The 23,253-nt window shown below is 69.2% G+C and carries 22 protein-coding genes and 1 CRISPR repeat array; of the genes, 13 read left to right on the top strand and 9 right to left on the bottom strand.

Going from position 1 to position 23,253, the window contains the following annotated elements; all coding sequences use genetic code 11:
- Window positions 1-680 precede the first annotated feature (680 nt).
- From LY41_RS17415 to LY41_RS17430, 4 genes are read left to right on the top strand one after another with little or no spacing between them, the layout of a single operon-like run.
- Window positions 681-1,958, top strand: a complete 1,278-nt coding sequence (locus LY41_RS17415; protein ID WP_253865113.1) for a type I-G CRISPR-associated protein Cas7 — start codon at window positions 681-683, stop codon at window positions 1,956-1,958.
- Window positions 1,955-3,172: a hypothetical protein gene (locus LY41_RS17420; RefSeq protein WP_253865114.1), complete on the top strand. Its 1,218-nt coding sequence runs from the start codon at window positions 1,955-1,957 to the stop codon at window positions 3,170-3,172. Before LY41_RS17415 ends, LY41_RS17420 begins: the two co-directional genes overlap by 4 nt.
- A complete protein-coding gene (gene cas3g / locus LY41_RS17425; protein WP_253865115.1) occupies window positions 3,169-6,624 on the top strand; it encodes a type I-G CRISPR-associated helicase/endonuclease Cas3g in 3,456 nt (1,151 codons plus the stop codon). The genes LY41_RS17420 and cas3g overlap by 4 nt, the downstream gene beginning before the upstream one ends.
- Window positions 6,606-7,280: a type I-E CRISPR-associated protein Cas6/Cse3/CasE gene (locus LY41_RS17430; RefSeq protein WP_253865116.1), complete on the top strand. Its 675-nt coding sequence runs from the start codon at window positions 6,606-6,608 to the stop codon at window positions 7,278-7,280. Before cas3g ends, LY41_RS17430 begins: the two co-directional genes overlap by 19 nt.
- A 44-nt stretch (window positions 7,281-7,324) precedes the next feature.
- Window positions 7,325-8,329: direct repeats of the CRISPR family, unit length 28 nt; unit sequence GTCGCCCCCGCGTACGCGGGGATGTTCC.
- Between the two features lie 43 nt (window positions 8,330-8,372).
- On the opposite strand, the gene LY41_RS17435 is transcribed toward LY41_RS17430, so the two are convergent.
- From LY41_RS17435 to LY41_RS23910, 4 genes are read right to left on the bottom strand one after another with little or no spacing between them, the layout of a single operon-like run.
- Entirely contained in the window at window positions 8,373-8,780 is a 408-nt protein-coding gene (locus LY41_RS17435) for an Imm1 family immunity protein (protein ID WP_253865117.1), read from the bottom strand.
- Window positions 8,777-9,004 (bottom strand): DddA-like double-stranded DNA deaminase toxin, encoded by a 228-nt coding sequence (locus tag LY41_RS24210; RefSeq protein ID WP_486352041.1) that lies wholly within the window; start codon window positions 9,002-9,004, stop codon window positions 8,777-8,779. Before LY41_RS24210 ends, LY41_RS17435 begins: the two co-directional genes overlap by 4 nt.
- Window positions 8,983-9,150, bottom strand: a complete 168-nt coding sequence (locus LY41_RS24215; protein WP_486352040.1) for a hypothetical protein — start codon at window positions 9,148-9,150, stop codon at window positions 8,983-8,985. The genes LY41_RS24210 and LY41_RS24215 overlap by 22 nt, the downstream gene beginning before the upstream one ends.
- The gene (locus LY41_RS23910) at window positions 9,147-9,524 is read right to left on the bottom strand and encodes a hypothetical protein (RefSeq protein ID WP_308292269.1); all 378 of its coding nucleotides are present in this window, start codon (window positions 9,522-9,524) and stop codon (window positions 9,147-9,149) included. The genes LY41_RS24215 and LY41_RS23910 overlap by 4 nt, the downstream gene beginning before the upstream one ends.
- 560 nt (window positions 9,525-10,084) lie before the next feature.
- Here LY41_RS23910 and LY41_RS17450 point away from each other — a divergent pair.
- Genes LY41_RS17450 through LY41_RS17460 form a run of 3 tightly spaced genes read left to right on the top strand, consistent with a single transcriptional unit; the run spans window position 10,085 to window position 12,572 of the window.
- Entirely contained in the window at window positions 10,085-11,359 is a 1,275-nt protein-coding gene (locus tag LY41_RS17450) for a helix-turn-helix transcriptional regulator (RefSeq protein WP_253865119.1), read from the top strand.
- A 17-nt stretch (window positions 11,360-11,376) separates the two neighbouring features.
- Window positions 11,377-12,096: a 5-formyltetrahydrofolate cyclo-ligase gene (locus LY41_RS17455; protein ID WP_253865544.1), complete on the top strand. Its 720-nt coding sequence runs from the start codon at window positions 11,377-11,379 to the stop codon at window positions 12,094-12,096.
- Between the two features lie 44 nt (window positions 12,097-12,140).
- Complete coding sequence (locus LY41_RS17460) at window positions 12,141-12,572, top strand: NUDIX hydrolase (protein ID WP_253865120.1); 432 nt, start codon at window positions 12,141-12,143, stop codon at window positions 12,570-12,572.
- 44 nt (window positions 12,573-12,616) lie between these two features.
- Here LY41_RS17460 and LY41_RS17465 read toward each other — a convergent pair whose 3' ends face one another.
- The 4 genes from LY41_RS17465 to LY41_RS17480 form a co-directional block, all read right to left on the bottom strand.
- Window positions 12,617-13,009, bottom strand: coding sequence for an Imm1 family immunity protein (locus tag LY41_RS17465; RefSeq protein WP_253865121.1), 393 nt, complete (start codon window positions 13,007-13,009; stop codon window positions 12,617-12,619).
- 50 nt (window positions 13,010-13,059) lie between these two features.
- Window positions 13,060-13,404: a DddA-like double-stranded DNA deaminase toxin gene (locus LY41_RS17470; protein ID WP_253865122.1), complete on the bottom strand. Its 345-nt coding sequence runs from the start codon at window positions 13,402-13,404 to the stop codon at window positions 13,060-13,062.
- Window positions 13,365-13,667 carry a hypothetical protein gene (locus LY41_RS17475; RefSeq protein ID WP_253865123.1) on the bottom strand — a complete coding sequence of 101 codons (303 nt, stop codon included), beginning with the start codon at window positions 13,665-13,667 and terminating at the stop codon, window positions 13,365-13,367. Before LY41_RS17475 ends, LY41_RS17470 begins: the two co-directional genes overlap by 40 nt.
- Before the next feature lie 392 nt (window positions 13,668-14,059).
- A complete protein-coding gene (locus LY41_RS17480; protein WP_253865124.1) occupies window positions 14,060-15,220 on the bottom strand; it encodes an ROK family protein in 1,161 nt (386 codons plus the stop codon).
- A 178-nt stretch (window positions 15,221-15,398) separates the two neighbouring features.
- On the opposite strand from LY41_RS17480, the gene LY41_RS17485 reads away from it, so the two are divergent.
- From LY41_RS17485 to xylB, 3 genes are read left to right on the top strand one after another with little or no spacing between them, the layout of a single operon-like run.
- Window positions 15,399-16,835 (top strand): sugar porter family MFS transporter, encoded by a 1,437-nt coding sequence (locus LY41_RS17485; RefSeq protein ID WP_253865125.1) that lies wholly within the window; start codon window positions 15,399-15,401, stop codon window positions 16,833-16,835.
- Window positions 16,836-16,879: 44 nt separating this feature from the next.
- Window positions 16,880-18,034, top strand: a complete 1,155-nt coding sequence (gene xylA / locus LY41_RS17490; RefSeq protein WP_253865126.1) for a xylose isomerase — start codon at window positions 16,880-16,882, stop codon at window positions 18,032-18,034.
- 2 nt (window positions 18,035-18,036) lie between these two features.
- The gene (gene xylB / locus LY41_RS17495) at window positions 18,037-19,434 is read left to right on the top strand and encodes a xylulokinase (protein ID WP_253865127.1); all 1,398 of its coding nucleotides are present in this window, start codon (window positions 18,037-18,039) and stop codon (window positions 19,432-19,434) included.
- Window positions 19,435-19,574: 140 nt separating this feature from the next.
- Here xylB and LY41_RS17500 read toward each other — a convergent pair whose 3' ends face one another.
- On the bottom strand, window positions 19,575-21,110 hold the full coding sequence (locus tag LY41_RS17500; protein ID WP_253865128.1) for a PucR family transcriptional regulator: 1,536 nt from the start codon (window positions 21,108-21,110) through the stop codon (window positions 19,575-19,577).
- Between the two features lie 182 nt (window positions 21,111-21,292).
- On the opposite strand from LY41_RS17500, the gene LY41_RS17505 reads away from it, so the two are divergent.
- Genes LY41_RS17505 through LY41_RS17515 form a run of 3 tightly spaced genes read left to right on the top strand, consistent with a single transcriptional unit; the run spans window position 21,293 to window position 23,237 of the window.
- On the top strand, window positions 21,293-22,552 hold the full coding sequence (locus tag LY41_RS17505; RefSeq protein WP_253865129.1) for an NAD(P)/FAD-dependent oxidoreductase: 1,260 nt from the start codon (window positions 21,293-21,295) through the stop codon (window positions 22,550-22,552).
- 14 nt (window positions 22,553-22,566) lie between these two features.
- Window positions 22,567-22,779, top strand: coding sequence for a hypothetical protein (locus tag LY41_RS17510; RefSeq protein ID WP_253865130.1), 213 nt, complete (start codon window positions 22,567-22,569; stop codon window positions 22,777-22,779).
- Entirely contained in the window at window positions 22,776-23,237 is a 462-nt protein-coding gene (locus LY41_RS17515; RefSeq protein ID WP_253865131.1) for a GreA/GreB family elongation factor, read from the top strand. The genes LY41_RS17510 and LY41_RS17515 overlap by 4 nt, the downstream gene beginning before the upstream one ends.
- Window positions 23,238-23,253: the final 16 nt, after the last annotated feature.

The following is a 23,253-nucleotide window of genomic DNA, read 5'->3' on the forward strand; positions in this document are numbered from 1 at the left end:
ATCCGGTGCTCCCCGCGTACGCGGGGATGATCCGATCAGGTCGTAGAGGCCAGCTTCGGTGACGATGTGCTCCCCGCGTACGCGGGGATGATCCGTCGGTCTCGATGGTCTGAACGTTGACGCCGCCGTGCTCCCCGCGTACGCGGGGATGAGCCGATCGCGGACAACGTGGTCGAGGATCCGTCGCAGTGCTCCCCGCGCACGCGGTGATGATCCCGGGTCGCGGCCCGTCACCGACAGCTTGACGCGGTGCTCCTCGCGTACGCGGGGATGATTCCGGCGAAGCTGCTGATGGTGGCGGTGCCGACGGTGCTTCCCGCGTATGCGGGGATGGTCCGGTGGCCTGCTGGTCGGTCTTGAGGTTCGTCGGTTCCGCCTCCGCGTGTGCAGAGGCGGGCCTTCATCGCATGGACCTATGCTGTGGCACGCGCACTTTGCCTCGCGTATGCGGGGATTACCCGATCCAATTGTGCAGAGACCGCGGTCAACAAGCGCACGTCCCGCGTACGCGGGGATCAGCCGTTGTGATCGAACACGACCGCCGCGTCTGCTGTGCTGTCTGCTCCGTGCATGCGGGAGCTCGGTGGTTCTTCCGCTGTTCACCCCTCGGGTCTGGACCACCGTGTGTCGTGTGTCATACTCTCTCGCCATCGATTCCATCATCCAATTGTGGAGAGAAGATGCAACCTTCTGACTTTGTTCAGCAGATCCGTGACGCGGTTGCGGATCCGATCGTCGCCGCGGTGGTGTTCGAGCACGATCTCGAGCCTGCGTGGGGGCCGGGTACGCCGGTCGCGCCGCCCACCTATCCCGGGCCCTCGCGCTACGCGCACAGCCCGGACGGATTTGTCCCACGGGCCACCGACAGTTCGTGGCTGTCGGATGTGGTGCGGGACGAGTCCGGTCGTCCGGTGTCGGCCGACACGGTCGTGCTCGACGAGGTGCAGTCCCAGTCCGGGCGTGCCGAGGCCGCGTTGTGGGACGCGCGGTACGACCTGGGCGGTCTTCCTGGTTTCACGGTCACGGGAAAGGACGGCAGTAGCGAGCTTCCGGCCGGTGACCAGTCGGCGGATGGCGCCGTCCAGGACGCCTATGTCACCTCGTGGACTGCGGGGCACCGGCACGCCGATTCGTGGATCCAGACCGCCACAGAGGAGCCTGGCGGTGCCCCGATCTGGAAGGCCGGCGGTGCGGTTCGTGAGCTGCTGCAGTCGATGAACGCCACCGTTGACGCGTCGACCCTGTTCGCGTACGCGCCGAACAGTCTGCTGTTCGGTTTCTGGCTCAGCACGGATGTCGAGCGCCAGCATAAGGCGCCGCGGGCCTACTCGAGCCGGGTCACCGGCCACGGTGCCCGACCTGTGTACAGCTCCGTGACGAAGTCCGACAGCTTTCCCATCAGCAAAGACAGTGTTGTCGACCGGATGGAGATGGGTCACGCGCCGGCCAAGAAGAGCAAGGGCGCGGACGGGAAGCGGACCGACCGGCCGTCCAACCTCGGGTTCGGCCCGGTGATCGTCAACATGGATGTCACGGGTTTCGTGTGCGAGGTGATCGTGGCGCGCGGTGCGATCAGTCTCGCCGCTCTGCGCGGTGTGCAGTACGGCGGAGACCAGACCAAGCGGGACGCCGCCGCGGTTGCGCTGACGGTGCTCGGTATCGCCGGTGACGTCCTGTCCCGCCGCAACAGCCACCTCCGCAGCGGCTGCGACCTGGTCGTCACGTCGTCGCGGTACGGCCTCCGTCGCCACGGTAAGCCGACCCCGGACACACTCGACGTCGATCCGAACGCAGGCGTCGACTTCTGGGCGACCGCGTTGCACCTGGCGTTGGAGGATTGTCGGAAGGCCGGTCTGGAATGGGCCGAGCCGATCAACCTGTACCTGTCCGCACCGCAGAAGAAGCTGATCTCCGAGGGTGCCGACGCGACCAGGTCGGGCGAGGTCGAGACCAAATGATTCGTCTCCGTCTGCACAACCCGGGCAGGGTGTGGACGGCGTCGACGGGCCAGAACGGTGGCCGGTCGGCGTGGCCGGTGTCCCCGTGGACGGTCCTCGCCGCCCTGGTCAACGGTGCGCACTTGTCGGGGAATCCGGACCCTGCGCGGGCCGCGATCGCCGAGCTCGCCGCCGACGCGGATCCGTGGATGTGGCTGCCCGAGGTCGCCGACCAGACCGCCGGTGCCCGGTACGTGGGTCCGACGGGTCCGCAGCCGGCCGCCGCGCACCACACGCATCTGGATGCCTCTCGTGCCATCGCAGGCGCGACCGACCGGCGCACGAAACACCAGTTGCTGGAGGCGCGCACGGAGTGGTCCACGTCGACCGTGTTCCTCGACTTCCCGGACGTGTTGACCACCGCGCAGCTCGGTTCCCTCGCCGATGCCGCGCGCGCCACTCCCTACGTCGGGCGGGCCACCGACGAGGTCACCATCGGCGTGCTGTCCGGCCAGGGTGGCGACTGGTGGGACCACACCGCCGACGAGCTCGCCGACCCGGCGATGTCCGAACCGGGCGCCGATCACCGCCGGCATGTGCCGACCGACCTGGCCGGCTCCGTGCGCTGCACCGACTCGGATTTCCTCGACCGGTGCGACCTCGACCACCAGCGACGACAGGACGGAATCCCCGGACTGTCGATCGTCGCCCGTGGTCGTGGCGTGCGGTATGTGCAGACCACCGACCGAACGAGCGGTGCGATCGCGCTCGTGCTGGACGGGAAACGCACAGCCGGCGAGCTGTACACCGCCCTCGAGGAGACGGGCGAGCCGGTTCCGTTCCTGCTCGGCAGCAACCGGCGTCCGTGGGGTGCGTTGTTTCCCGACGTCGACGCCGCGTCCCGCATGGCCGGCGCGGTGCCGCACCTGTTCACCGGCGATGAGCCGCGGACGATGTACGTGAACCGGTGGCACGGCACGTCGGCCACGTCGTGGCGGACGGTCGCACCGGTGGCAGGGCACCCGGACCGGCGCCGCATCACCGCCGAACTCGAAGCCACGTCGAACGGACACGTGTCCGTGCGCCACGTCGGCGCCTGCCCCGAACTTCCGCACCTGTCCCTGTGGCACGTGGCGCTCGAACTCGATCAGCCGCACCCGGGGCCGATCCAGTACGGCGACGGCTGGCGATTCGGCTACGGCCGGTTCCGCAAGAGCGACGAGGAGAACCAGTGACCAGCGAGTTTCCGACGTTCGCGGAGTTCCACCGTGACGTGTACGGCGTCGACCCGTTCCCGTGGCAGGACGCGCTCGCCGAGCGGGTCAGTGCCGCCGACGCGTGGCCCGGCACCGTGTCCGTTCCTACCGGCCTGGGGAAGACGAGGTGTATCGCGGTCGCCGTGTGGCATCTGGCGAAGCAGGTCCACGGCGGGATGGATGGCCGTACAGCACCGCTGCGGATCCTGCACGTCGTCGACCGCACCAGCATCGTCGACCAGACGCACGCCGACCTTTCGGCCCTGCGGGACGGGTTGTGGTCGCCCGGTGGCCCCGCCGCGTCCCTTGTCGCGAGCACCCTCGCCGGCACCTTCGGTAGCGACCCCACCACCGGACCGCTGGTGATCGGTCGTATCCACGGCAGCTCCCCGGACACCGGGCACTGGCACGCGGTCGACCGGCCCACCGTCGTCACGATGACCGCCCACCAGGCGGTCAGTCGCGGACTCTTCCGCGGCTTCGGTGTGTCACCCGGCCTGTCGCCGGTCCACGCCGCGCTCGTCGGCGTCGACAGCCTGGTGTTGTTCGACGAACCGCATCTGTCCGCGCCTGCGGTGAAGACCCTCCGCGCGATCAAACAGCACCAGCAGCACAGCGACGTGCCCGGCATCCCGACCGGTCAATGCGTCCAGCTGGGCGCGACGGTCGACGCCATCGGCACGGTCCACACCACGTCCGACGCCGACCGGTCGCACCCGGTCGCCACCCGCCGCCTCACCGCAGCCAAGACGCTGCACGTGCACCCGTGCGGAGACAAGGACGCCGACGTGACCGGTGAACTCGTCGCCCGCGCACGGGACGCGCTCGCCGGTATCGACGACATGGTCCTCGTCGTTGCGAACACCGTCGCAACAGCGCGACAGGTGCACGCCAAACTCACCGCCGGTCGCAAACCCGACGTTCCTGCCTCCGACGCGCTCCTGGTGACCTCGCGTGTCCGCCGCGACGAGCGCCGCGTCCTGGACGAGCGAATGGCGGCCGGTGGGGCGCGTCTGGTCGTCGCCACCCAGACCGTCGAAGCGGGCGTCGATCTCGACGCGCACGCTCTGGTCACCGAAACGTCGGACTGGTCGTCGCTGGTGCAGCGGTTGGGCCGGCTCAACCGCCGCGGCGACCGTGACACCGCCGCCGCACACCTCGTCGCGCCCATCACACCCCGCACCGGCACCGCGGCCGTGTACGGCGACGATGTCACCGAAGCCATGACCCGGCTGGCCGGCATGCTCGACGGCAACGGCGTCGGCCCCGACCAGCTCGCCGCTCTCACCAGCGAGCACGCGGACCTGATCGACCAGGCAACGCGCCCCGCACCACCGGCGCCCACGCTGTCGGCGGAGCTGTTGCCGACGATCGCGCACACCAGGCCCCGTCCGGCCGCCGACATCAACGTGCAGTCCTACATCACCGGTGTGGAAGAACGTCGCCGCATCACCGACGTCACCGTCGTGTGGCGCCGCATTTTCGCCGCGGACGTACTCGACGACATGCCTGTCACCCCGAACGAAACGGTGTCGGTGCCGGTCGCCGAGGTCAATGGACTGCTCGCTGCCCGTCTGGCCGGCAGGCCGGCGCGACTCGGCGCGCTCGACGACGACGGTGAATCCTCACCGGAGGAAACGTCGCCGCGCCGGTGGCGTTCCGACGAACCGGCCGCCTACGTCCGCCGCGGCGACGAATGGACACCGGCACATTCGCACCGCGACATCACACCCGGCTCGCTCGTCGCCCTGCATGTCGACAGCGGCGGCCACGACGCCACCGGATGGAACCCCGCCAGCACCGACCCCGTCGCGGACCTGTCGGCGCGCATCGCGCATGACAACGGCCGCTGGTGGATCGCCAACCGCGAGACCATCGCCGAGGTCGCGGAACCGCTCGACCAAGACCGATCCGATGCGTGGCAGCGCCTCCTCGACCAGGGGCCCGACCAGTTCGGCGACGACCTCGAACAGCTCCTCGACGACGTCCTGGACGGGCGCATCGGACCGTGGGGCGAGATCGAGTACGGCAGCATCACCGACCACGGCATCTGGGTCCGCACCATGTCCGCGAAGACCACCGAACACCTCGTCACACTGGCCGACCACGCCGCGCACGTTGCGCACGAAACCCGGGAAGCTGCGATCCGCGCCGGCGTCGTGCCCGAGCTCGTGCCTGTCCTCGAGCACGCGGCTCACCGCCACGACGACGGGAAAGCCGACCCGGCGTTCCAAGCCGCGCTCGGCGCCGACGCCCGTGGCCCTGCGCTGGCAAAATCGGCGCCAGGCACCCGGTACGGGCGTGGTCTCGTGCCCACCGGATGGCGCCACGAAGCCGCCTCCGCGGCGCTGCTTCCCGACGACACGCACCCGCTCACAGCGCACATCGTCGCCGCACACCACGGATGGGCCCGCCCCGTCATGCCACCCGCCGACGGCCCCGGGCAGAACATCGACACTGCCGACAGGTTCGCTGCCATGAACCAGCGGTACGGGCCGTGGGGCTTGGCATGGCTCGAAACCGTCATGCGCCTCGCCGACCACCGCGCATCCGCCGAGCCGGTGGAGGGATACGCACCGCCGACGACACACCTGCCCCGCGCATCCCGCAGCGAACGGATCGACGAACCGCTCATCGAGCTCTCCGGCGCGGACGTGGACGGGCCGCTTGCCTGGTGGTCCGTGGCCGGTGCGCTCGCCGCCGCCACCGAGCTCGACGAGACTGCGCGCATCAGCTTCACCCCGGGGATCGGTGGTTCCCGTGCCAGGCTCCACACGTCCGCAACACTCGAGCAGATCGCCGACCACGTCGTGGCCGTGTGCTCCGAGCTCGACGACGTCCGCGGCGACATCGCACCGAAGCACGAGAAGATCAACACTGACCGCGCCCGGGCGCTCGTCTCCGACTACACCGGACCGGCTCGCCGCGCCGTCGCATCACTCGTCGACGACACCACCGCGGGTGACGCCAAGAACAACGTCCTGATCCGCGCGCACTGGTCTCACCAGAACTCGGGGTTTCTCCGCGGCTTCACCCCGGACGCCGACCACGTCGCGGACGTCCTCACCGGCAACGCCGCGAGCCAGTACGACACGGACAAGACGTTCGGCCTCGTCGGCTACCGGGGAACGTCAGCGATCCTCGCCGGAACCGGCACCACCATCCGCAGCGGCCTGCTCCCGCTCGTTCTTGCGGCCCACTCCCGGCTTCCGTCCACCGGCTCCGACCGGCCCGCCGGCGTCACGAGCGACAACCGTGCCGCACTACCCATGCCCGAACGGCCGGTCACCTGGACCGCGCTCGTCGCGCTCCTCCAGTCCGCCGCGTCCGCACCAAGGCGGCCGTGGAACGCCGCCGGAATCCACACGCTCCAGCTCCACCGCATCACCGCAGAGGAGGGGAAGGTCCCGACATGGGAAGCAGCGCAGTAACCAGTGACTTCGTCATCACCACGTCCGACGGCATCGGACTCGAGGCCGAGAAAGACAGGGATTTCGGGCACTGGATGTCGATCAGCCTTTTCGCGGAGGGCCCGGACTACGTCGCACGACGCGAGAACTCGACGCTGTGGGCCGCTGTCGACGCGCGCACGATCATCGTCCGCACGGCAGCGGCCGAACCGACGCACCTGCCGAAGTTCGTCGAGCACATCGAACGTCGCGACATCCCGACGCGCGCCGTCGGTGACCATGTGAGCGTGCGCGTCGACCTCGCCGCCCACAAATCACCGATCCACCACACCGACCCCGACGTGCACGCACGGCTCAAGTCCGGAGCGAACGGCCAGGCACGGCCCGCAGGCGAGGGACTCGCCTACAGGGTGAACAAGGTCCCCGTCCCCGCAGCCGAGGTCCAGACGTGGGCAACGGCCAAGCTCGCAAGGCACGGCGTCGAAGCCGACGATGTGGACATCGAGTGGTATCGCGAGATCCGATACAAACGTGGCCGATCGACCCTGCCCGTCGCACGGGTCTACGCCACCGGAACCGTCACCGACGCCGACACCTGGAACGAGGCCGTCACAACAGCCGCCGGACTCGGCAAAGGCAAAAGCTGGGGGACAGGGTGCATCCTGGAACGAAACTGAATGAGAATCGCCCTACGCGCCGGTATCGCCCCTGGTCAAGAAGTGTCGCCCCCGCGTACGCGGGGATGTTCCGCGATGGAGGCGACGCCTGATCTTGAGCTCGAGGTCGCCCCCGCGTACGCGGGGATGTTCCCCCGAGCCCGTCGACGGGCATGTGGGCTGCGGCGTCGCCCCCGCGTACGCGGGGATGTTCCCGCCACGATCCACCCCCACACCACCATCACCACGTCGCCCCCGCGTACGCGGGGATGTTCCGTCCTCGCCGCTGTCGACGACGACTTCGCGGGCGTCGCCCCCGCGTACGCGGGGATGTTCCGCGCACCGGGTGGCCGCCGGCGAACGTGACGTTGTCGCCCCCGCGTACGCGGGGATGTTCCTTCGTCGCGTTGTTGCTGGTCATGGCCTTACCCGTCGCCCCCGCGTACGCGGGGATGTTCCGGTCGAACCGGGTGACTACGTGATCCGCGGCGTGTCGCCCCCGCGTACGCGGGGATGTTCCGGGCTCGGGGCCGGAGTGGCTGACCTTCCACCCGTCGCCCCCGCGTACGCGGGGATGTTCCGGTCGTTCGGACAGCGATGAAGCTGGAGTAGGGGTCGCCCCCGCGTACGCGGGGATGTTCCGTGGTCGCCCACGCCACGGTCGACGACCCACCCGTCGCCCCCGCGTACGCGGGGATGTTCCCAGGTGCGTCTTGCCGTTCTGCCGCGCCACGAGGTCGCCCCCGCGTATGCGGGGATGTTCCCGCGATACGTTCGGAGTTCGCACCGTCGGCGAAGTCGCCCCCGCGTATGCGGGGATGTTCCCCAGCTGGTCATGTTCAACTCTCTGATCGCGCGGTCGCCCCCGCGTATGCGGGGATGTTCCACCGCCCGGCAGCGAGCCGCCGACCGCGCCCGCGTCGCCCCCGCGTACGCGGGGATGTTCCGAACAAACGCCTCAGCTCTCTGTCGAAGGGCAAGTCGCCCCCCGCGTACGCGGGGATGTTCCGACCAGCGCCTTAAACGTGGCCTGCTGGTCAATGTCGCCCCCGCGTATGCGGGGATGTTCCCGGCCGATGCTGGTCGGCGCAGGCCATACTCAGGCCGCTGAGCCTAATCGGCGAGGGCCCAGTCGATGACGGTTGGACGCTGCCTGGTTCGGACGTATTGCTCTAGCGCGGCGATCACCTTGTCGATCGGCACTTCTGCTTTGGGTGGGAATCCTGCGGGGTGGGCGCCGCCCAGTTGGTAGTCGATGTCTTCGTCGTTGGTGCCGTGGGCCGGGACGTAGATGGTGTCGCCGGCGCCGAACGCCAGGGCACCTTTGTCGGCTTCGGTGCTGATGCCGAATTCGAGCTCGATGTGGTCCTCGTGTGTCGGGTCCACGGGTCCTGCGGCGACGGCCCACATGTGCGGGACTTCCACGCCGCGGGTGGCGAGGTCGCGGACTTGGCCGAGGAACGTGATCACGTCGGTGACGTCGTCGACGTGGAAGCCGATGCGGTCGAGGAGGTCGGTCACTGTGCTGTCCCCTTGTAGGTGCGTGTGAACGGGTTTCCGTTGGCGTCCGTGCCGAGCACGGTCAGCGAGAAACCCAGCGGCAGGATACGGGCGAGATAGTCGTGGCAGCCGCCCGTCTCGTCCGGTTCGGATCCGCATGGCGCGTGATTGAGGGTCAATGTGCCGTTTCGTTCGCCGAGCCGGATCATCATCGCGGCGGTTTTCATCTCGACGTGGTGGGCCATGCGCCGGGCGATGATGCCTCGGTGTTGCCGAGCGCGGCCAGGAGTTGGTGCACGATGCTGTCCGCCTCTTGGGTTTGGGCGAGGATGCCGCTGGATTTCGTGGCATCTGCCTGATGCTGTGTGCAGCGCTGCCAGGGTTTCTTCATGGGAAGTCATCGTTTTCCTGTCGCGGTGCTCCGTCGTGGTCGGGGAGTTCGCCGATGGTCGCGGCGAGGGCTGTCTTGATTCCGTTGATCTGGATCTGCATCTGGTGGAGGGTGCGTTCGATCGCGTCCAGCCGTGCCGGCGGCGGGCTGGGATCTCGTGTTTCCTGCGGCGACCTGCTCAGACAGTGCTCACAGGGCATGCCCGAGGGGTGGTCGAGGCGTTCCAGCTGGCCCGGGCCGAACGACGCGCCGCAGAGGGCGGTGATCCGATGCGGGGGTGTCTGTGTGGCGGGGATCGGGAACAGGTGGCTGACCCGCTGAGATTCGTTCACGAGGCCGTGGACCGGCCGGGCGAGCATCACGCCGTCCGTCATGCACCCGCCTCCAGTCCGTGGATCCCGGTGGGAACGAGCGCAGAGGGGGTGTGCAGCTCGCTCCCACCGGGGCCGGGCTCCGGCCGCGGGGAACGCCCCGGGCGGGGACAGGATGGGGCGTCGGCCGGAGTGCGGATGGCACGGCCAAGCAGGCGACGGATGATTCCGGGGCGTGCGCTCTGTTCGGCGTGCCGTGGCGTGTTGCGGCGTTCGTGACTGTCCAGCACCGCGAAGCACCTGCAACAACGCGGGCCATTCGGCACTATCGCCGCCGACATCGCGACGACGTGACCGCAGATCGCGCGGTACTCACCGGCGCCGACTGCGCGGCCCGCGGCGAACGCCTCGTCCTCGACCGCGTGGTCATTGCCGTCGACGGCGCACCGGAACCATGTGATGTAGATCCTCCGGTGGGCGGTCGCCCGTGTAGCTGTCATGTGAATCGGTCCGTTACGGGTCGTGGATGAGCGGGTGGCGCCTCGAATGACGTTTCCGCGTTTGTTGTTCCAGGTCAGAAGCGCCAGGACGTTGCTCACGATCGGTGTGTGGCCATAAGCTCAATGGAACTGGCCCCATTGGTCACTGGCCAGGGCATGGGCCGGGCACTTTCCGGGCAGCAGCCGGACACCGTGTGCTCTGACCAGGAACAATTTGGTCGGCTGGGATTGGGGGACGTCGTGGTAGTCAGGCGGCGGGAGCTCGCGCAGCGCCGCAAATCCCAGGGGTTCAGTCAAGAAGCCCTGGCGGAACGACTCGGCGTGGACGAGAAGACGGTTCGCCGTTGGGAGAACGGCACGACCAGCGAAGGTCCGCAGCCATGGCTCAGGCCCAAGCTCGCGGCAGCACTGCAGGTCATGCCCGACGAACTTGAGGAGGTCATCGCTTCCGATCGGCGTGGGGAGGACAGCCGCATCGCGCACTCAGTGAGAAACCCACGCGGCACCGACATGATGGTTGTGGCGGGCCTTCGGGCCGAGGTGCAGGAACTGGGCCGACAGTACGATCGCGCGCCGTCGACATCGCTGCTCGCGAAAACCGGGGAGTGTCTCGGGCAGGTGGCGTTCCTGCGCGGCAACGTGTCCAACGAACACGTCCGGCACGAACTGCTTTCCGTTGAAGCAGAGGCGGCGACACTCATGGGCCAGCTCGTCTGGGACGCGTCACAGCGACGTGATCACACGACGGCTCACCGATATTTCGATGACGCGATCACGGCTGCACGGTCGCTCGGCGACTCGGCGGCGGAAAGTCGCGCTTTGCTGCGGAAGAGTTTTGTTGCCCTTTACGGCGAGAAAGACCCCGCTGCGGGCCTCCAGTTCACGATGCGGACAGCCGAGGCGGCGGATAGTAGCCGTGTCCTCAAAGGACTTGCTGTCCTCCATGCCGCTGAAGCGCATGCGATGCGGGGTGAGCGTAGTGATTGTGAGCGAGCTCTGAACGAAGCTGATCTGGACTTCGACAAGATCGGTCGGGATGACGTCGCGATCGACCTGTTCTCTCCTTCGCAGTCCGGCAGGCTCGCGGGGTCCTGTTATCTCTTCCTCGGTAAACCGGAACTGGCGCAGCCGATCTTGGAGATGACTTCACACGAACTTCCCGATTGGTCGAAGTCGCGGTCGATCGTTCTCGGCAATCTCGGCCTCGCTTGTATCCGACAAGGCAAGCTTGACGAGGCGGTCGGCGTACTCCACGGCGCAGTCGACGTGATCGAGTCGACGTGGGGCGGCGGTGGGCTCAACATCGTGTTCGGGGCGTGCCGTGAACTTCAGCCTTGGAGGGGCGTGGACGCAGTGCAGGACGTGTATGACCGAGTCATGACCCTGATGACGGCTTGAGGAGACACGTGTCTGCAATGAGCGTCGACCGCGCCAAGCAAGCGGCCCGCGAGAGTGTCTGGCAGTTGTTGGAAGAGCGGCAGGCCGCGCCTGCGGGAGTCCGTGGTCGCATCCCGGCGTTCTTCGGGGCCGACGATGCCGCTGACCGGCTGGCCGCTCTCCCGGAATGGACGGGCGCACGCGTCGTCAAGGCGGTGCCGGATCGGCCGCAACTGCCGGTCCGCGCGCGGGCGTTGGAGCAGGGCAAGCTCGTGTACATGGCGGTGCCGAAACTTGCCGAGCCGAAGCCCTTCTACACCCTCGACCCCGCTGTGCTCACCGTCTCGCCCCTCGAAGCGGCCGACAAGGGCGGCGCGGCGAAAGCGGGCACGCTTGTCGAGGTCGACGCCATGCGCCCGGTGGACCTGGTCGTCTGCGGCAGTGTTGCCGTGGACGTTCACGGCGGGCGGCTCGGCAAAGGCGCGGGCTACTCGGACCTCGAGCTCGCGTTCCTGCATGAAGCGGGCGTCATCGACCCGAACACGACGATCGTCACCACCGTGCACGACCTGCAGGTGGTCGACGGCGAGTTGCCGGAGACCGATCACGATTTCGGTGTCGACCTCATCGTGACTCCGACGACGGTGATCCGCTGCGACAACCCGCGCAGACCGAAGGGACTGCAGTGGTCCGACCTCCCGGCGGAGAAGATCGCCGCCATACCTGCGCTGGCTGCACGGATCGACCAGCGCGGCTGAGCGAACCATGAACAGCTGCGCCGATGACAAGGCAGGGGCATGCGATGGGTGAGATGCCGAAGCACTCGGTCAGCGTCGCCGGCATCGTCGTCGATTCCGACGACCGTGTCCTCGTGATCCGTCGCCGGGACAACGGGCGTTGGGAGATGCCCGGCGGTGTGCTGGAGCTGGGTGAGTCGTTCGAGGACGGCGTGCGTCGCGAGGTCGCCGAGGAAACGGGCATGACCGTCGAGGTGGAACGGCTGACCGGCGTTTACAAGAACCTCGGTCGCGGCATCGTTGCACTCGTGTTCCGGTGCAGCCCCGCCGGCGACCTCATTGCGCAGACCGACGAGGCGCGCGAAGTCCGCTGGATGAACCGTGACGAGGTCACCCGGGTCATGACTCCGGCCTTCGCCATCCGTGTCCACGATGCGTTCGACACGCAGCCGCACACGCGGGCGCACGACGGCGTGCAGCTGGTCGAGACCACGTAGCTGAGCTGTACACGGACATCAGCCGACGAGTAGCGTTTTCCGGCTCAGCCGATGCCGGCGCCGTCCGTGGCCCGCCACTCGACTGCACTGGGCACGTGACCGTGCGTCTCGACGAACTCGACGAGCGCGGCGCGGAACTTGTCGAGCGGAACACCCGTGCCGGCGGGGAATCCGATCTCAGCCTGCTCGTGCAGTGCAGGCGAGGCCGGGTCACCGACACTCAGTCCGGTGAGTTCGTCGCCCCAGAACGCCAGGTAGCCGTATTCGCCATCAGCGCGGACGTCGAGCACCGCGTCTTCCTCGCCGTCCTGGATCGTGGCGGCGCCGATGTTGTCCCGTTGAAGCAGTTCGACCAGCGCGTCGACGTCCTCCGCCAAGGTCAGGGGCACGTCCGTACCGTCGACGACGTCGACCTCGACCGCGGCGCTGTAGGTCACTTGTCGCTCCTTCCCTCGTACACCTTGATCGTGCCGTCGGGCTCGACGACCTACAACCTCCCACCCGGCGGCAAGACACGCGGCAGATACTTATCGCACGTCAAGGGCTTGGTTCGGCCGTTATCGCGAGTGCCGCACACTGTGCGGTCCATGACGACCGTCTCGTCGGTGAGCCCGTCGCGGCGCATCGCTGCGGCGATCTTGATCTCGACGTGCGTTGCGAGCCGGGCTGCTCGGGGGCCGTGGTGGTCTCGGAGGTAGCGGTTGGTGGGTTCGTAGTGGGTATCGCTGTTGCCGGAACCGACGCGCAGCGTGTCGCCGCTGTCCTGCACCCACTCGCCACGTGCCTGGGATGTCACCGGTAGGGCGGCGATGCGTTCGCGGGCGTCAGCCACGCGGGGCGCGAAGCGTGCTGGTGCGTCCGGGTCGGGGCGTGCCGGCGGCGCCGGTTGTCGGCGAGGTCGGTACAGGTGGCAGCCGCTTCGGCCGCCAGTCCGGGAAACATCGCGGCATGGGGATCGTTGGTACCGGCGGTGCACCTGCCGTACAGGTCGCGCGCTTCAGCTGCGAGGGATTCGGCTTCGGCGACGGCGCTGTGTGCCGCGTCGAGCTGAGCGAGCGTGCGGCTGATGGCCGCGGCGAGCTGCTCGACCGACACGTGTTGTCCTCCCTGCTGTCCTCGTGGCTCGCCAGCGGTGGGACCGTCCGCCCGGCCGGGAGCGCGGGGTGATCACCGACCGGGAAGCTAGGTGTTCGGCTCCATGGCACAGCCCGTGCTGCTCGAGGCGAACGCTCCGGTCCTCGCGGTCAAGGCCGACGTGAAATAGGGCCGGTGCGAAACCCGAGTAGCGGTAGGTGTGGTTGCCACGGCCCGGCCGGGTGACTCGATGGGCCAACGGACCGGCTGCGCAGGGTATGCGGGTCCGTTGGCCCCGTTTTTGTCCACAAGTGACAGATCGGCGGTGTCTGCACGAGGTGTCGGATGGCTGGCGGCACGTGCGGCGAGCGAACGTGTTGCCACCCGGCACGCCGGGTGGCAGCGACAGCTACTCACAGCGCGACGTGTTCGTGTGCCAACAGCACGGCGCCGTCGAGCTCGGCGTTGGTCAACGAGCTCGCCACCAGGCGGCAGGCGGACTGCGACAGTGAGGAGTGCCGAACGGCCTGTTCCAGCGGGCGCCACAGCACGTCGCCGGCGCCGGCTACCGCGCCGCCGAGGACGACGAGGTCGGGATTGAGCATGTTGAGGAGGTAGCCGATCCCGCGCCCCAGTCCGGCCCCGGCGCGCTCCACCGCAGTCACCGCCGCGGTGTCACCGCGCGCGGCGGCTGTCAGCACGTCGTCGATATCGCAGGTGGATGCGAGGTCGGTGGCCGCTGCCTCAGCGGCCTCGTGTGCCGATTGCAGGATCGCGGGTTCGGAGGCCACGCTCTCGAGGCATCCGATGTTGCCGCAGGCGCACGGCCGACCGTTGCCCTCGACACGGCAATGGCCGATCTCCCCGCCGATCCCGGCGGCTCCCGAGAACAGCCGGGAATCGAGCACGACCCCGGCACCGATGCCCGCGCTGACCATGATCCGCACGAAGTTGGCGACCCCGTCGCCCAGGCCGAAGCGCTGTTCCGCCAGCGCGCCGGCGTGGGCTTCGTTGTAGATCACCGCCGGGACGCCGAACAGCTCCTCGATCCACTCCCGCAACGGCACGTCGTGCCAATCCAGATTCGGGGCGAGGAGGCAGTGTCCGCTGCGGTGGTCGACCAGGCCGGCGACCGAGACCCCGACCGAGGCGATGCGGTCGACGGGCACGCCCGCCTGCTCGGCCGCCCCGCGGACCAGTGGCCCCAGCTGACGCACGCCGGCCGCGGGGTCGCCGACCGCGCTGGGCACGGTCGCCTGCGCCAAGGTACGGCCGAGTGCGTCGGCCACCGCGACCGAGCTGCGTTCCACGCCCAGATGCACGCCGACGTAGGTGCGCGCGTCCGGGTTGAAGACCACGAGGTTCGGCTTGCGACCTCCGACGACTCCGGCTTCGCCCATGCCGGCGGGGATCAGCAGCCCCTCCTCCAGCAGGCCGTCGACGATCGACGCCACCGAGGGTTTGGTCAGGCCCGTGGCGCGGGCCACCGCCGCGCGCGAGCGGGGGCGCCCGTCGGCGAACAGCTCGAGCAGGTGCTGCCGGTTCATCTGCCGGACCGTCCGGGGATCGGCCATCCTGTGAAACCTCCTCGTACGGCCTGTGCGGCCACTGCCAGCTGCGAGCACCACGGTTCATGGTGATCGCCACCCACCGGCTCGGTGATGGCGGTTCCATTCTTGACAGTGGTTGGTAAGTATACGATCCTTACCAACCACTTCGGAGTGTTTGTCCCGCCACTGCAATGGAGCATTGATGTCGGTCCATTCCACCACTGATCCCCCAGGTTCCAGCCCCAGCTCCGACTCGCTGCGCACCGCACATTTCGCCGTGGTGGCCGCGCTCGGCGGTTTCCTCTTCGGGTACGACACCGCCGTGATCAACGGGGCCGTCACCGCCATTCAGAGCGAGTTCGAGATCGGCGCCGTCGTCACCGGACTGGCCGTGGCGACGGCACTGATCGGTTCGGCGCTCGGGGCGTGGAGCGCCGGAACGCTCGCCGATCGGTACGGCCGCCTGGCCACGATGCGCACCGCCGCCGTGCTGTTCCTGCTCAGCGCGATCGGCTCGGCGCTACCGCTGTCGGTCTGGGACTTCACGATCTGGCGGCTCGTCGGCGGTGTCGCGGTCGGCATGGCATCGGTGATCGCACCCACCTACATCGCCGAGATCTCCCCCGCGGGCAACCGAGGGCGTCTCGGCTCGCTGCAGCAGTTGGCCATCGTGCTGGGGATCGCGATCTCCCAGGTCGTCAACTGGGGCATCGCCGGCGCCGCGGGCGGCTCCGAAGCGCCGCTGCTGGGGCTCGACGCGTGGCAGTGGATGCTGGCGGTCGAGGCCGTCCCGGCGGTCCTCTACGGCTTGCTCGCCTTCACCATCCCCGAATCGCCGCGCTATTTGGTCGCCCGCGGACGCATCTACAGCGCCCACGAGGTTCTCAGCACCACCGAAGGCGGCGACGTCGAAGCGCGGCTCGCCGAGATCCGGCAATCCGTGGCCGACGACCACCGGCCGCAGGTGCGGGACCTGCGCACCAGGCGTACCGGCCTGCTCCCGATCGTCTGGGTCGGCATCGTGCTGTCCGTGCTGCAGCAGTTCGTCGGGATCAACGTCATCTTCTACTACTCGTCGGCGCTGTGGCAGTCGGTCGGGATCGACGAGTCCAGTTCGCTGTTGCTGAGCCTGTCCACCCAGATCTTCAACATCGTCGGGACCGTCCTCGCGCTGCTGCTGCTGGATCGGGTCGGACGTCGCCGGCTGCTGATGACCGGCTCGGCCGGCATGGCGGTCATGCTGGCGGTCGCCACCTACGCCTTCAGTCACGCGACCACAGTGGACGGTGAGCCGAACCTGGCCGATCCCTACGGCCCGATGGCACTGATCGCCGCGCACGTGTTCGTGTTCTTCTTCGCCATCTCATGGGGCCCGGTCGTCTGGGTGCTGCTGGGCGAGATGTTCCCGAACCGGTTCCGCGCTCCGGCGCTGGCGGTGGCCGCCGCTGCCCAGTGGTTGGCGAATTTCGCCGTCACCGCCTCGTTCCCGCCGCTGGCCGAGATCGACCTGTCGATGACCTACCTCGGCTACACCGCATTCGCGGCGGTGTCGGTGTGGTTCGTCTTCAAGTGGGTGCCGGAGACCAAGGGGCGCACGCTCGAGGACATGGACCGCACCACGCTGACGCGGACGAGCTGAGTACGACCGCGTTTCCCCTTCCCAACCCGAAACGAGGAGACATCATGGATCTGACCCCGAAGCCCCAGGACCGCTTCGCCTTCGGCCTGTGGACGATCGGCTGGCGGGCCGACGACCCGTTCGGTGCCCCGACCCGCGAACGCCTCGACCCCGTTGAGGCGGTGAACGGCCTGGCCGAGATCGGCGCGTACGGGATCACGTTCCACGACGACGACCTGATCCCGTTCGGCACGCCGGCCGCGGAACGCACCGCGATCATCGAGCGGTTCCGCAAGGCGCTGGCGGAGACCGGCCTGGTCGTGCCGACCGCGACGACCAACCTGTTCGGACACCCGGTGTTCAAGGACGGCGCGCTGACCGCCAAGGACCGGGACGTGCGGCGTTTCGCCCTGCGCAAGGTGGCGCGCAACATCGACCTGGCCGCCGAACTGGGCGCGCAGACGTACGTGTTCTGGGGCGGCCGCGAGGGCTCTGAGGCCGAGGCCGCCTACGATCCGACCGCGGCCCTGGAGCGCTACCGCGAGGGCCTCAACGCGCTGACGCACTACGTCAAAGAACAGGGCTACCAGCTTCGGTTCGCCGTGGAGCCCAAGCCGAACGAGCCGCGCGGCGACATCCTGCTCCCGACCATCGGGCATGCCCTGGCCTTCATCCAGACGCTGGATCATCCCGACATGGTCGGTGTCAATCCCGAGGTCGGCCACGAGCAGATGGCCGGGCTCAACGCCGTGCACGGCTACGCCCAGGCGCTGTGGCAGGGCAAGCTGTTCCACATCGACCTCAACGGCCAGCACGGCCCGCGCTACGACCAGGATCTCGTGTTCGGGCACGGCGACCTGATCAACGCGTTCTTCCTCGTCGACCTGTTGGAGAACGGCGGTTACGACGGTCCCCGCCACTTCGACTACAAGCCGCTGCGCACCGAGGACAAGGCGGGTGTGTGGGAGAGCGCGCGCGCCAACATGCGCACCTACCTGGTCCTGCGCGAGCGAGCCCGGCAGTTCCGCGAGGACCCCGAGGTGGCCGAGGCGCGCAAGGCCGCCCGCCTGGACCAACTGTCGGTGCCCACTCTGGACACGGGCGAGACGGTCACCGGCGTCCTCTCCGAGGAACTCGACGTGGACGAGGCGGCCGAGCGGGGCGCAGCAAACGCCCGCCTGCAACAGCTGGCCGTGGAACACCTCATGGGAGCGCGCTGACCATGCCCCTCGTCGCGGGCGTCGATTCGTCGACGCAATCCTGCAAGGTGCTCGTGCGTGACGCCGAGACCGGTGCGCCGGTGCGTGAGGGGCACGCCGAGCACCCCTCGGGAACCCAGGTCGACCCCCGGCGCTGGTGGACGGCACTGCAGACCGCCGTCGACCGGGCCGGGGGCCTCGACGACGTCGCCGCGGTGTCGGTGGCGGGCCAGCAACACGGGCTGGTCTGCCTCGACGAGGACGGCGAGATCGCGTGCACGGCGTCGCTGTGGAACGACCTCGCTCCCGCCGCGGCGGCCGAGGAGCTCATCGCCGAACTCGGTCCGGAGCAGTGGGCCGAGGCGGTCGGGATCGTGCCGCGCGCCTCGTTCACCGTGGCCAAACTGCGGTGGCTGGCCGAGTCGGACCCCGATTCGGCTGCGCGCACCGCGGCGGTGTGCCTGCCGCACGACTACCTGACGTGGCGGTTGGCGGGCAGCGGCGATCCCGCCCGCGTCACCACCGACCGGGGAGACGCCTCCGGGACCGGGTACTGGTCGCCCCGCTCGAGGCGCTACCGCGAGGACCTGGTCGAGCGCGCGTTCGGCTCGGTGCCGCACCTGCCGAGGGTATGCGGCCCGGCCGAACCGGTGACCACCACCGCAGGCGGTCTCGTCCTCGGGCCGGGCACCGGCGACAACATGGGCGCGGCCCTCGGATTGGGCATCGGACCGGGTGACGTCGTCGTCTCGCTCGGCACCTCCGGCACGGTCTTCGCCGTCGGGAGGCAGCCCGTTTCCGACCCGGCCGGGGACATAGCCGGCTTCTGCGACGCCACGGGCCGGTTCCTGCCGTTGGTGTGCACTCTCAACGCGGCGCGCGTACTCAGCAGCACCGCGGAGCTGCTCGGTACCGATCTCGACGGACTGAACCTGCTTGCCGCGCAGGCCGAGCCCGGTGCCGACGGGCTGACGCTGTTGCCCTACCTCGAGGGCGAGCGCACCCCGAACCTCCCGGACGCCGCGGGCACGATCACGGGGCTGCGCACCACCAACACGACTTCGGCCAACCTGGCTCGGGCCGCGGTGGAGGGAATGCTCTGCGGACTGGCCGATGGTCTGGACCGGCTGCGCGAGCACGGCGTGGCGATCAACCGGGTGCTGCTGACCGGCGGAGCTGCCCGCTCGCCTGCGGTGCAGCACGTCGCCCCGGCTCTGTTCGACGTCGACGTGGAAGTCCCCGAGTGGGACGAATACGTCGCCATCGGCGCCGCACGGCAAGCAGCCTGGGCGTTGTCCGGTGCGGAGGAGCCTCCGCCCTGGGAGGTCGTTCGCACGCGCCTGCCGGCGGGCGATCCGGCGACGGTGCGACCGGCGCGCGAGTCCTACCGGCAGGCACGCGAACGGATGCACTCGGTCTGACGTTTCCCTGGCAACCCGAACCCCCAACGTGCAGCCCTGGACCGGCGGCATGCACCCGTGAATGCACAACACGGGCCCCGGAACCCGCAACACGGGCCCCGGAACCCGCAACACGGTCCCCGGAACCCGCAACACGCGGGTTATCGGTCGTGTTCGCCGATGGCGAGGGTGATCAGCATCGCGAGGCGTTTGCGTGGTTCGTCGAGGCGCAGGTCGGCGAGTTCGGACATCTTGCGCAGGCGGTTGCGGATGGTGTTGGGGTGGACGTCGAGGTGGTCGGCCGCGGCGTTCAGGTCGCCTTGCGCCTCGAGCCACGCGTGGAGTGTGGGCAGCAATCGGGTGCCGTGCGCATCGTCGTGCCGGGCCAGGTGCGCGATCGGTCCTCGCGACGGCACGCGTCCCGCGGTGGCCGCGGTGCGGAGCCGTTGCAGCAGGATCTCGTCCCAGGCTTCGTCGTAGCAGACGGGCTCCCCCTCGGCCCGCGCCGCGTGCAGGGCGAGGCTTTCGTCGGCCTCCTGCCTGCTCGCCGGGATCTCGCCGGGTTCGGCGGGGCCGCCGACGCCTGCGAAGAGACTGGCATGGCGGGGCAGGCCGCGGGCCAGTTCGCCCAGCCAGTCGAGCGCGGGTGCGGGATCGTCGTCGCAGGGAAGCACCGTGTAGACGGTGTTGCCGAACAGCGTCGTCCGGCCGGGGCGCGACCAGCCGAAGCCGGTCGTGGCCCGTTCGAACGCCAGCAGAATCGCGGCGTTGCGCTCGGACGTCGTGTGTGCTTGTAGCGCGATGACGCGGTGCCGCCGAGGTGGCAGGCCGAGCTTGCCGATGACGGCGGATGCGTCCGGGGTGCCCTCGAGCAGCTGGATGACCAGTTCCGATTCGACCTGTCGTTCCAGGTCGGCACTCACCCGGGAGCGCAGCAGGTGCAGCGCCACCGTGTGAGCGCCGTCGGCGAGCAGCCGCGTGCGGATCGGATCGAGCGGGCCGTCGCACGTGACCCACAGCGATCCCAGGAGCTCACGCCCCGCGCGGACCGCGACGACGGTCCGGTCCTGCAGGCCGTGCTCCGGGGCGCCGACGACGTGAAGCGGCTCGTCGGACACGGCCAGATGCGTGAACACGCCGCGCTCGTCGAACAGTGTCCGCACCCGTTCGGGCACCCGCCTGCCGAGGATGGTGTCGAGCCGGGCGGGGTCGGTGTCGTGCTGCACGCTGGAGTAGGCCATCACGCGGGACAGCTGATCCTCGATCGTCACCGGGCCGCCCACGGCTGCGGCGATGCTGTCGGCGAGGGTGAACAGATCGCTCGGTCCCCGGCCTGCTTCCGTCTCCCTGCCTTCCAGCACCAGGCCGTACACGACACCCGCCACCTGGCTCCATGACACCTCGGCGGGCACCAGCAGCAGGCTGATCCCGGCTGCGCGTGCCGCTGCGACGACGTCGTCGTCGAGCTCGTCGATGCGGATGAGTACGGCCCGTGCCTGTGCGGCGCGTCCCAACTCGAGGGCGCGGGCCGCGTCGCCGGCACCGACGGCCAGCAATGCGTCGCCCATGACCTGGTCGTCGCCTGCCGGATCGTGCATGGCCACGCTGTGCAGTTCCGCGTCCCTGTCCTGATGGTGGCCCGCGATCCTCACGCCGTAGCCGCCCAGCACGTTGATGAGGCGATCCAGCCTGACCATCCGCGATCCGTCCCGCGCGAATCCGCCGGGTCACCGCCCGGATGGGCTGATCGTACGCTGGCCGATTCGAACAATCGAAGGACTTCGGATTGTGGTCTTCGTACAAGCCCGTGGTCGGTGGACTCGGCGATGCTTACGGCGTCGGACCGGATACGAGTCGGACCGGATACGGGAAGGTACTCATGCTCAACGCTGCAGACAGCTCCGATCGCCCACGGACGGCGGTCGTCGTCGGGGCGGGTGTGGTCGGGTTGTCGACCGCCTGGTTCCTGCAGGAACGCGGGGTCGAGGTGACCGTCGTGGACCGCTCGGGCGTGGCCGCGGGTTCGTCGTGGGGCAATGCGGGCTGGCTCTCTCCCGGGCTGGCGCTGCCGCTCAACGATCCCGGGGTGCTTCGCTACGGGCTGCGCTCGTTGTTCGACCGCACGGCGCCGCTGCATGTGCCGGCCAGGATCGATCCTGCACTGTGGCGGTTCCTGCTCCGGTTCGCCGCGCGCTGCACCACGAAGGGCTGGGACCGGGTGGCCCGCGCGAACCTGCCGCTCAACGTCGAGAGCTTGAACGCCTACGACACGCTCGCAGCCGGCGGCGTGGCGACCGGCGCGACACCGGCCCCGATCACCGCCGCGTTCGAGAACCACGACCAGGCCGCCACGCTGATCGACGAGTTCGAGCGACTCGGCGACGCCGGTCAGGACGTTTCGTACCAGCGGCTGGGCGCCCGCGAACTGCGAGACCGGCTGCCACAGGCGTCCGACCGGCTCGGTGAAGGCGTACGCCTCGACGGGCAGCGCTACCTCGACCCCGGCGAGTTCGCCGGCGCCCTCGCCGACGCGGTCCGAGCCAGGGGAGGTGTCATCCGCAGCGGCTTCGACGTCGTGGACGTGCGGCCCCACGATCACGCGGTGACGCTGCGTTCGTCGTCCGGGTCGGTGTCGGCACAGGTCGCAGTGCTCGCGGGTGGCGCGTGGTTCAGCCGGCTCGGCCGCCGGTTCGGGATCCGGGTGCCGGTCCGCGCCGGTCGTGGCTATTCGTTCACCGTGCCCACCGACGAACCGGTGCCCGGACCGGTCTACCTGCCCGGGATCCGCGTGGCCTGCACGCCTTACCAGGGCGCGTTGCGGGTCGCGGGCACCATGGAGTTCCGCGGCGTCGGCGATCCGCTCGACCCCGCCCGCATCGACGCCGTCGTCGAATCCGCCCGCCCGCTGCTGGCGGGGGTGCACTGGGAGGAACGGCGCGACGAATGGGTCGGCGCCCGCCCGGTCACCCACGACGGCAAGCCGCTGATCGGCGCGACGAACGCTCCCAACGTGTACGCCGCGGGAGGTCACGGCATGTGGGGGCTGACCCAGGGGCCCGTCACCGGGCAGCTGCTGGCCGAGCAGATCGTCACCGGCAAACGCCCGGACCTCCTCCACGAGTTCGACCCGCTGCGCTGACCGGGCCGGGTGTCATGACCGAGAACGCGGGACCACACTCCGCCGAGCCACGTCCGAACGACGACGAACGCGCCGAACTGGAATGGCTGCGCGCCGAGAACGAACTGTTGCGCGCCCAACGCGACGTCCTCGAGCGCATCGCCACCGGATTCGCCGAGGACCTGGGGATCGCCCGGTTCGGCGATTGGGGCCGGCCCGGCACCTCACACCACAGGGACATCCGATGACCGACGCCAACCGGACCTGGCTCACCGCCGAGGCCCACGACCGGCTCCACGCCGAACTCGCCGATCTTCGGCGTCACGACGGCGAAACCGAGAACGCCGAGGAGCTCGACGGCGGTGAGCGCGCACTTCACGACAGGCGCGTGCAGGCCCGTATCCGGGAGATCGAAGCGCTGTTGCACAACGCGGTCGTGGGCGAGGCGCCGCCGGACGACGGCGTCGCCGAACCCGGGATGGTTCTGACCGTACGTTTCGACGACGACCCCGACACCGACACGTTCCTGCTCGGCGTGCGTGACGGTGCGGAATCCGGCGGACTGGACGTCTGTTCGCCGGACTCGCCGCTCGGTCGGGCGTTGACCGGAGCCGTGCAGGGCGACGAGCGCACCTACACCGTCCCCAGTGGACGGACGGTGGGCGTGGAGCTGCTGAGTGCTGTTCCTTACGAGGGCACGCGATGACGTGGCGGTCGCATGG

The organism is Prauserella halophila (genome assembly GCF_024171895.1).
In the GTDB taxonomy this organism is placed as follows: Bacteria; Actinomycetota; Actinomycetes; order Mycobacteriales; family Pseudonocardiaceae; genus Prauserella; species Prauserella halophila.

Coding starts and splice junctions, on each gene's coding strand:
- LY41_RS17415 (WP_253865113.1), top strand. CDS start 681: ATGCAACCTTCTGACTTTGTTCAGCAGATCCGTGACGCGGTTGCGGAT.
- LY41_RS17420 (WP_253865114.1), top strand. CDS start 1,955: ATGATTCGTCTCCGTCTGCACAACCCGGGCAGGGTGTGGACGGCGTCG.
- LY41_RS17430 (WP_253865116.1), top strand. CDS start 6,606: ATGGGAAGCAGCGCAGTAACCAGTGACTTCGTCATCACCACGTCCGAC.
- LY41_RS24210 (WP_486352041.1), bottom strand. CDS start 9,004: ATGGCCCACCACGTCGAGATGAAAACCGCCGCGATGATGATCCGGCTC.
- LY41_RS24215 (WP_486352040.1), bottom strand. CDS start 9,150: ATGAAGAAACCCTGGCAGCGCTGCACACAGCATCAGGCAGATGCCACG.
- LY41_RS23910 (WP_308292269.1), bottom strand. CDS start 9,524: ATGACGGACGGCGTGATGCTCGCCCGGCCGGTCCACGGCCTCGTGAAC.
- LY41_RS17450 (WP_253865119.1), top strand. CDS start 10,085: ATGGAACTGGCCCCATTGGTCACTGGCCAGGGCATGGGCCGGGCACTT.
- LY41_RS17455 (WP_253865544.1), top strand. CDS start 11,377: ATGAGCGTCGACCGCGCCAAGCAAGCGGCCCGCGAGAGTGTCTGGCAG.
- LY41_RS17460 (WP_253865120.1), top strand. CDS start 12,141: ATGGGTGAGATGCCGAAGCACTCGGTCAGCGTCGCCGGCATCGTCGTC.
- LY41_RS17480 (WP_253865124.1), bottom strand. CDS start 15,220: ATGGCCGATCCCCGGACGGTCCGGCAGATGAACCGGCAGCACCTGCTC.
- LY41_RS17485 (WP_253865125.1), top strand. CDS start 15,399: ATGTCGGTCCATTCCACCACTGATCCCCCAGGTTCCAGCCCCAGCTCC.
- xylA (WP_253865126.1), top strand. CDS start 16,880: ATGGATCTGACCCCGAAGCCCCAGGACCGCTTCGCCTTCGGCCTGTGG.
- xylB (WP_253865127.1), top strand. CDS start 18,037: ATGCCCCTCGTCGCGGGCGTCGATTCGTCGACGCAATCCTGCAAGGTG.
- LY41_RS17500 (WP_253865128.1), bottom strand. CDS start 21,110: ATGGTCAGGCTGGATCGCCTCATCAACGTGCTGGGCGGCTACGGCGTG.
- LY41_RS17505 (WP_253865129.1), top strand. CDS start 21,293: ATGCTCAACGCTGCAGACAGCTCCGATCGCCCACGGACGGCGGTCGTC.
- LY41_RS17510 (WP_253865130.1), top strand. CDS start 22,567: ATGACCGAGAACGCGGGACCACACTCCGCCGAGCCACGTCCGAACGAC.
- LY41_RS17515 (WP_253865131.1), top strand. CDS start 22,776: ATGACCGACGCCAACCGGACCTGGCTCACCGCCGAGGCCCACGACCGG.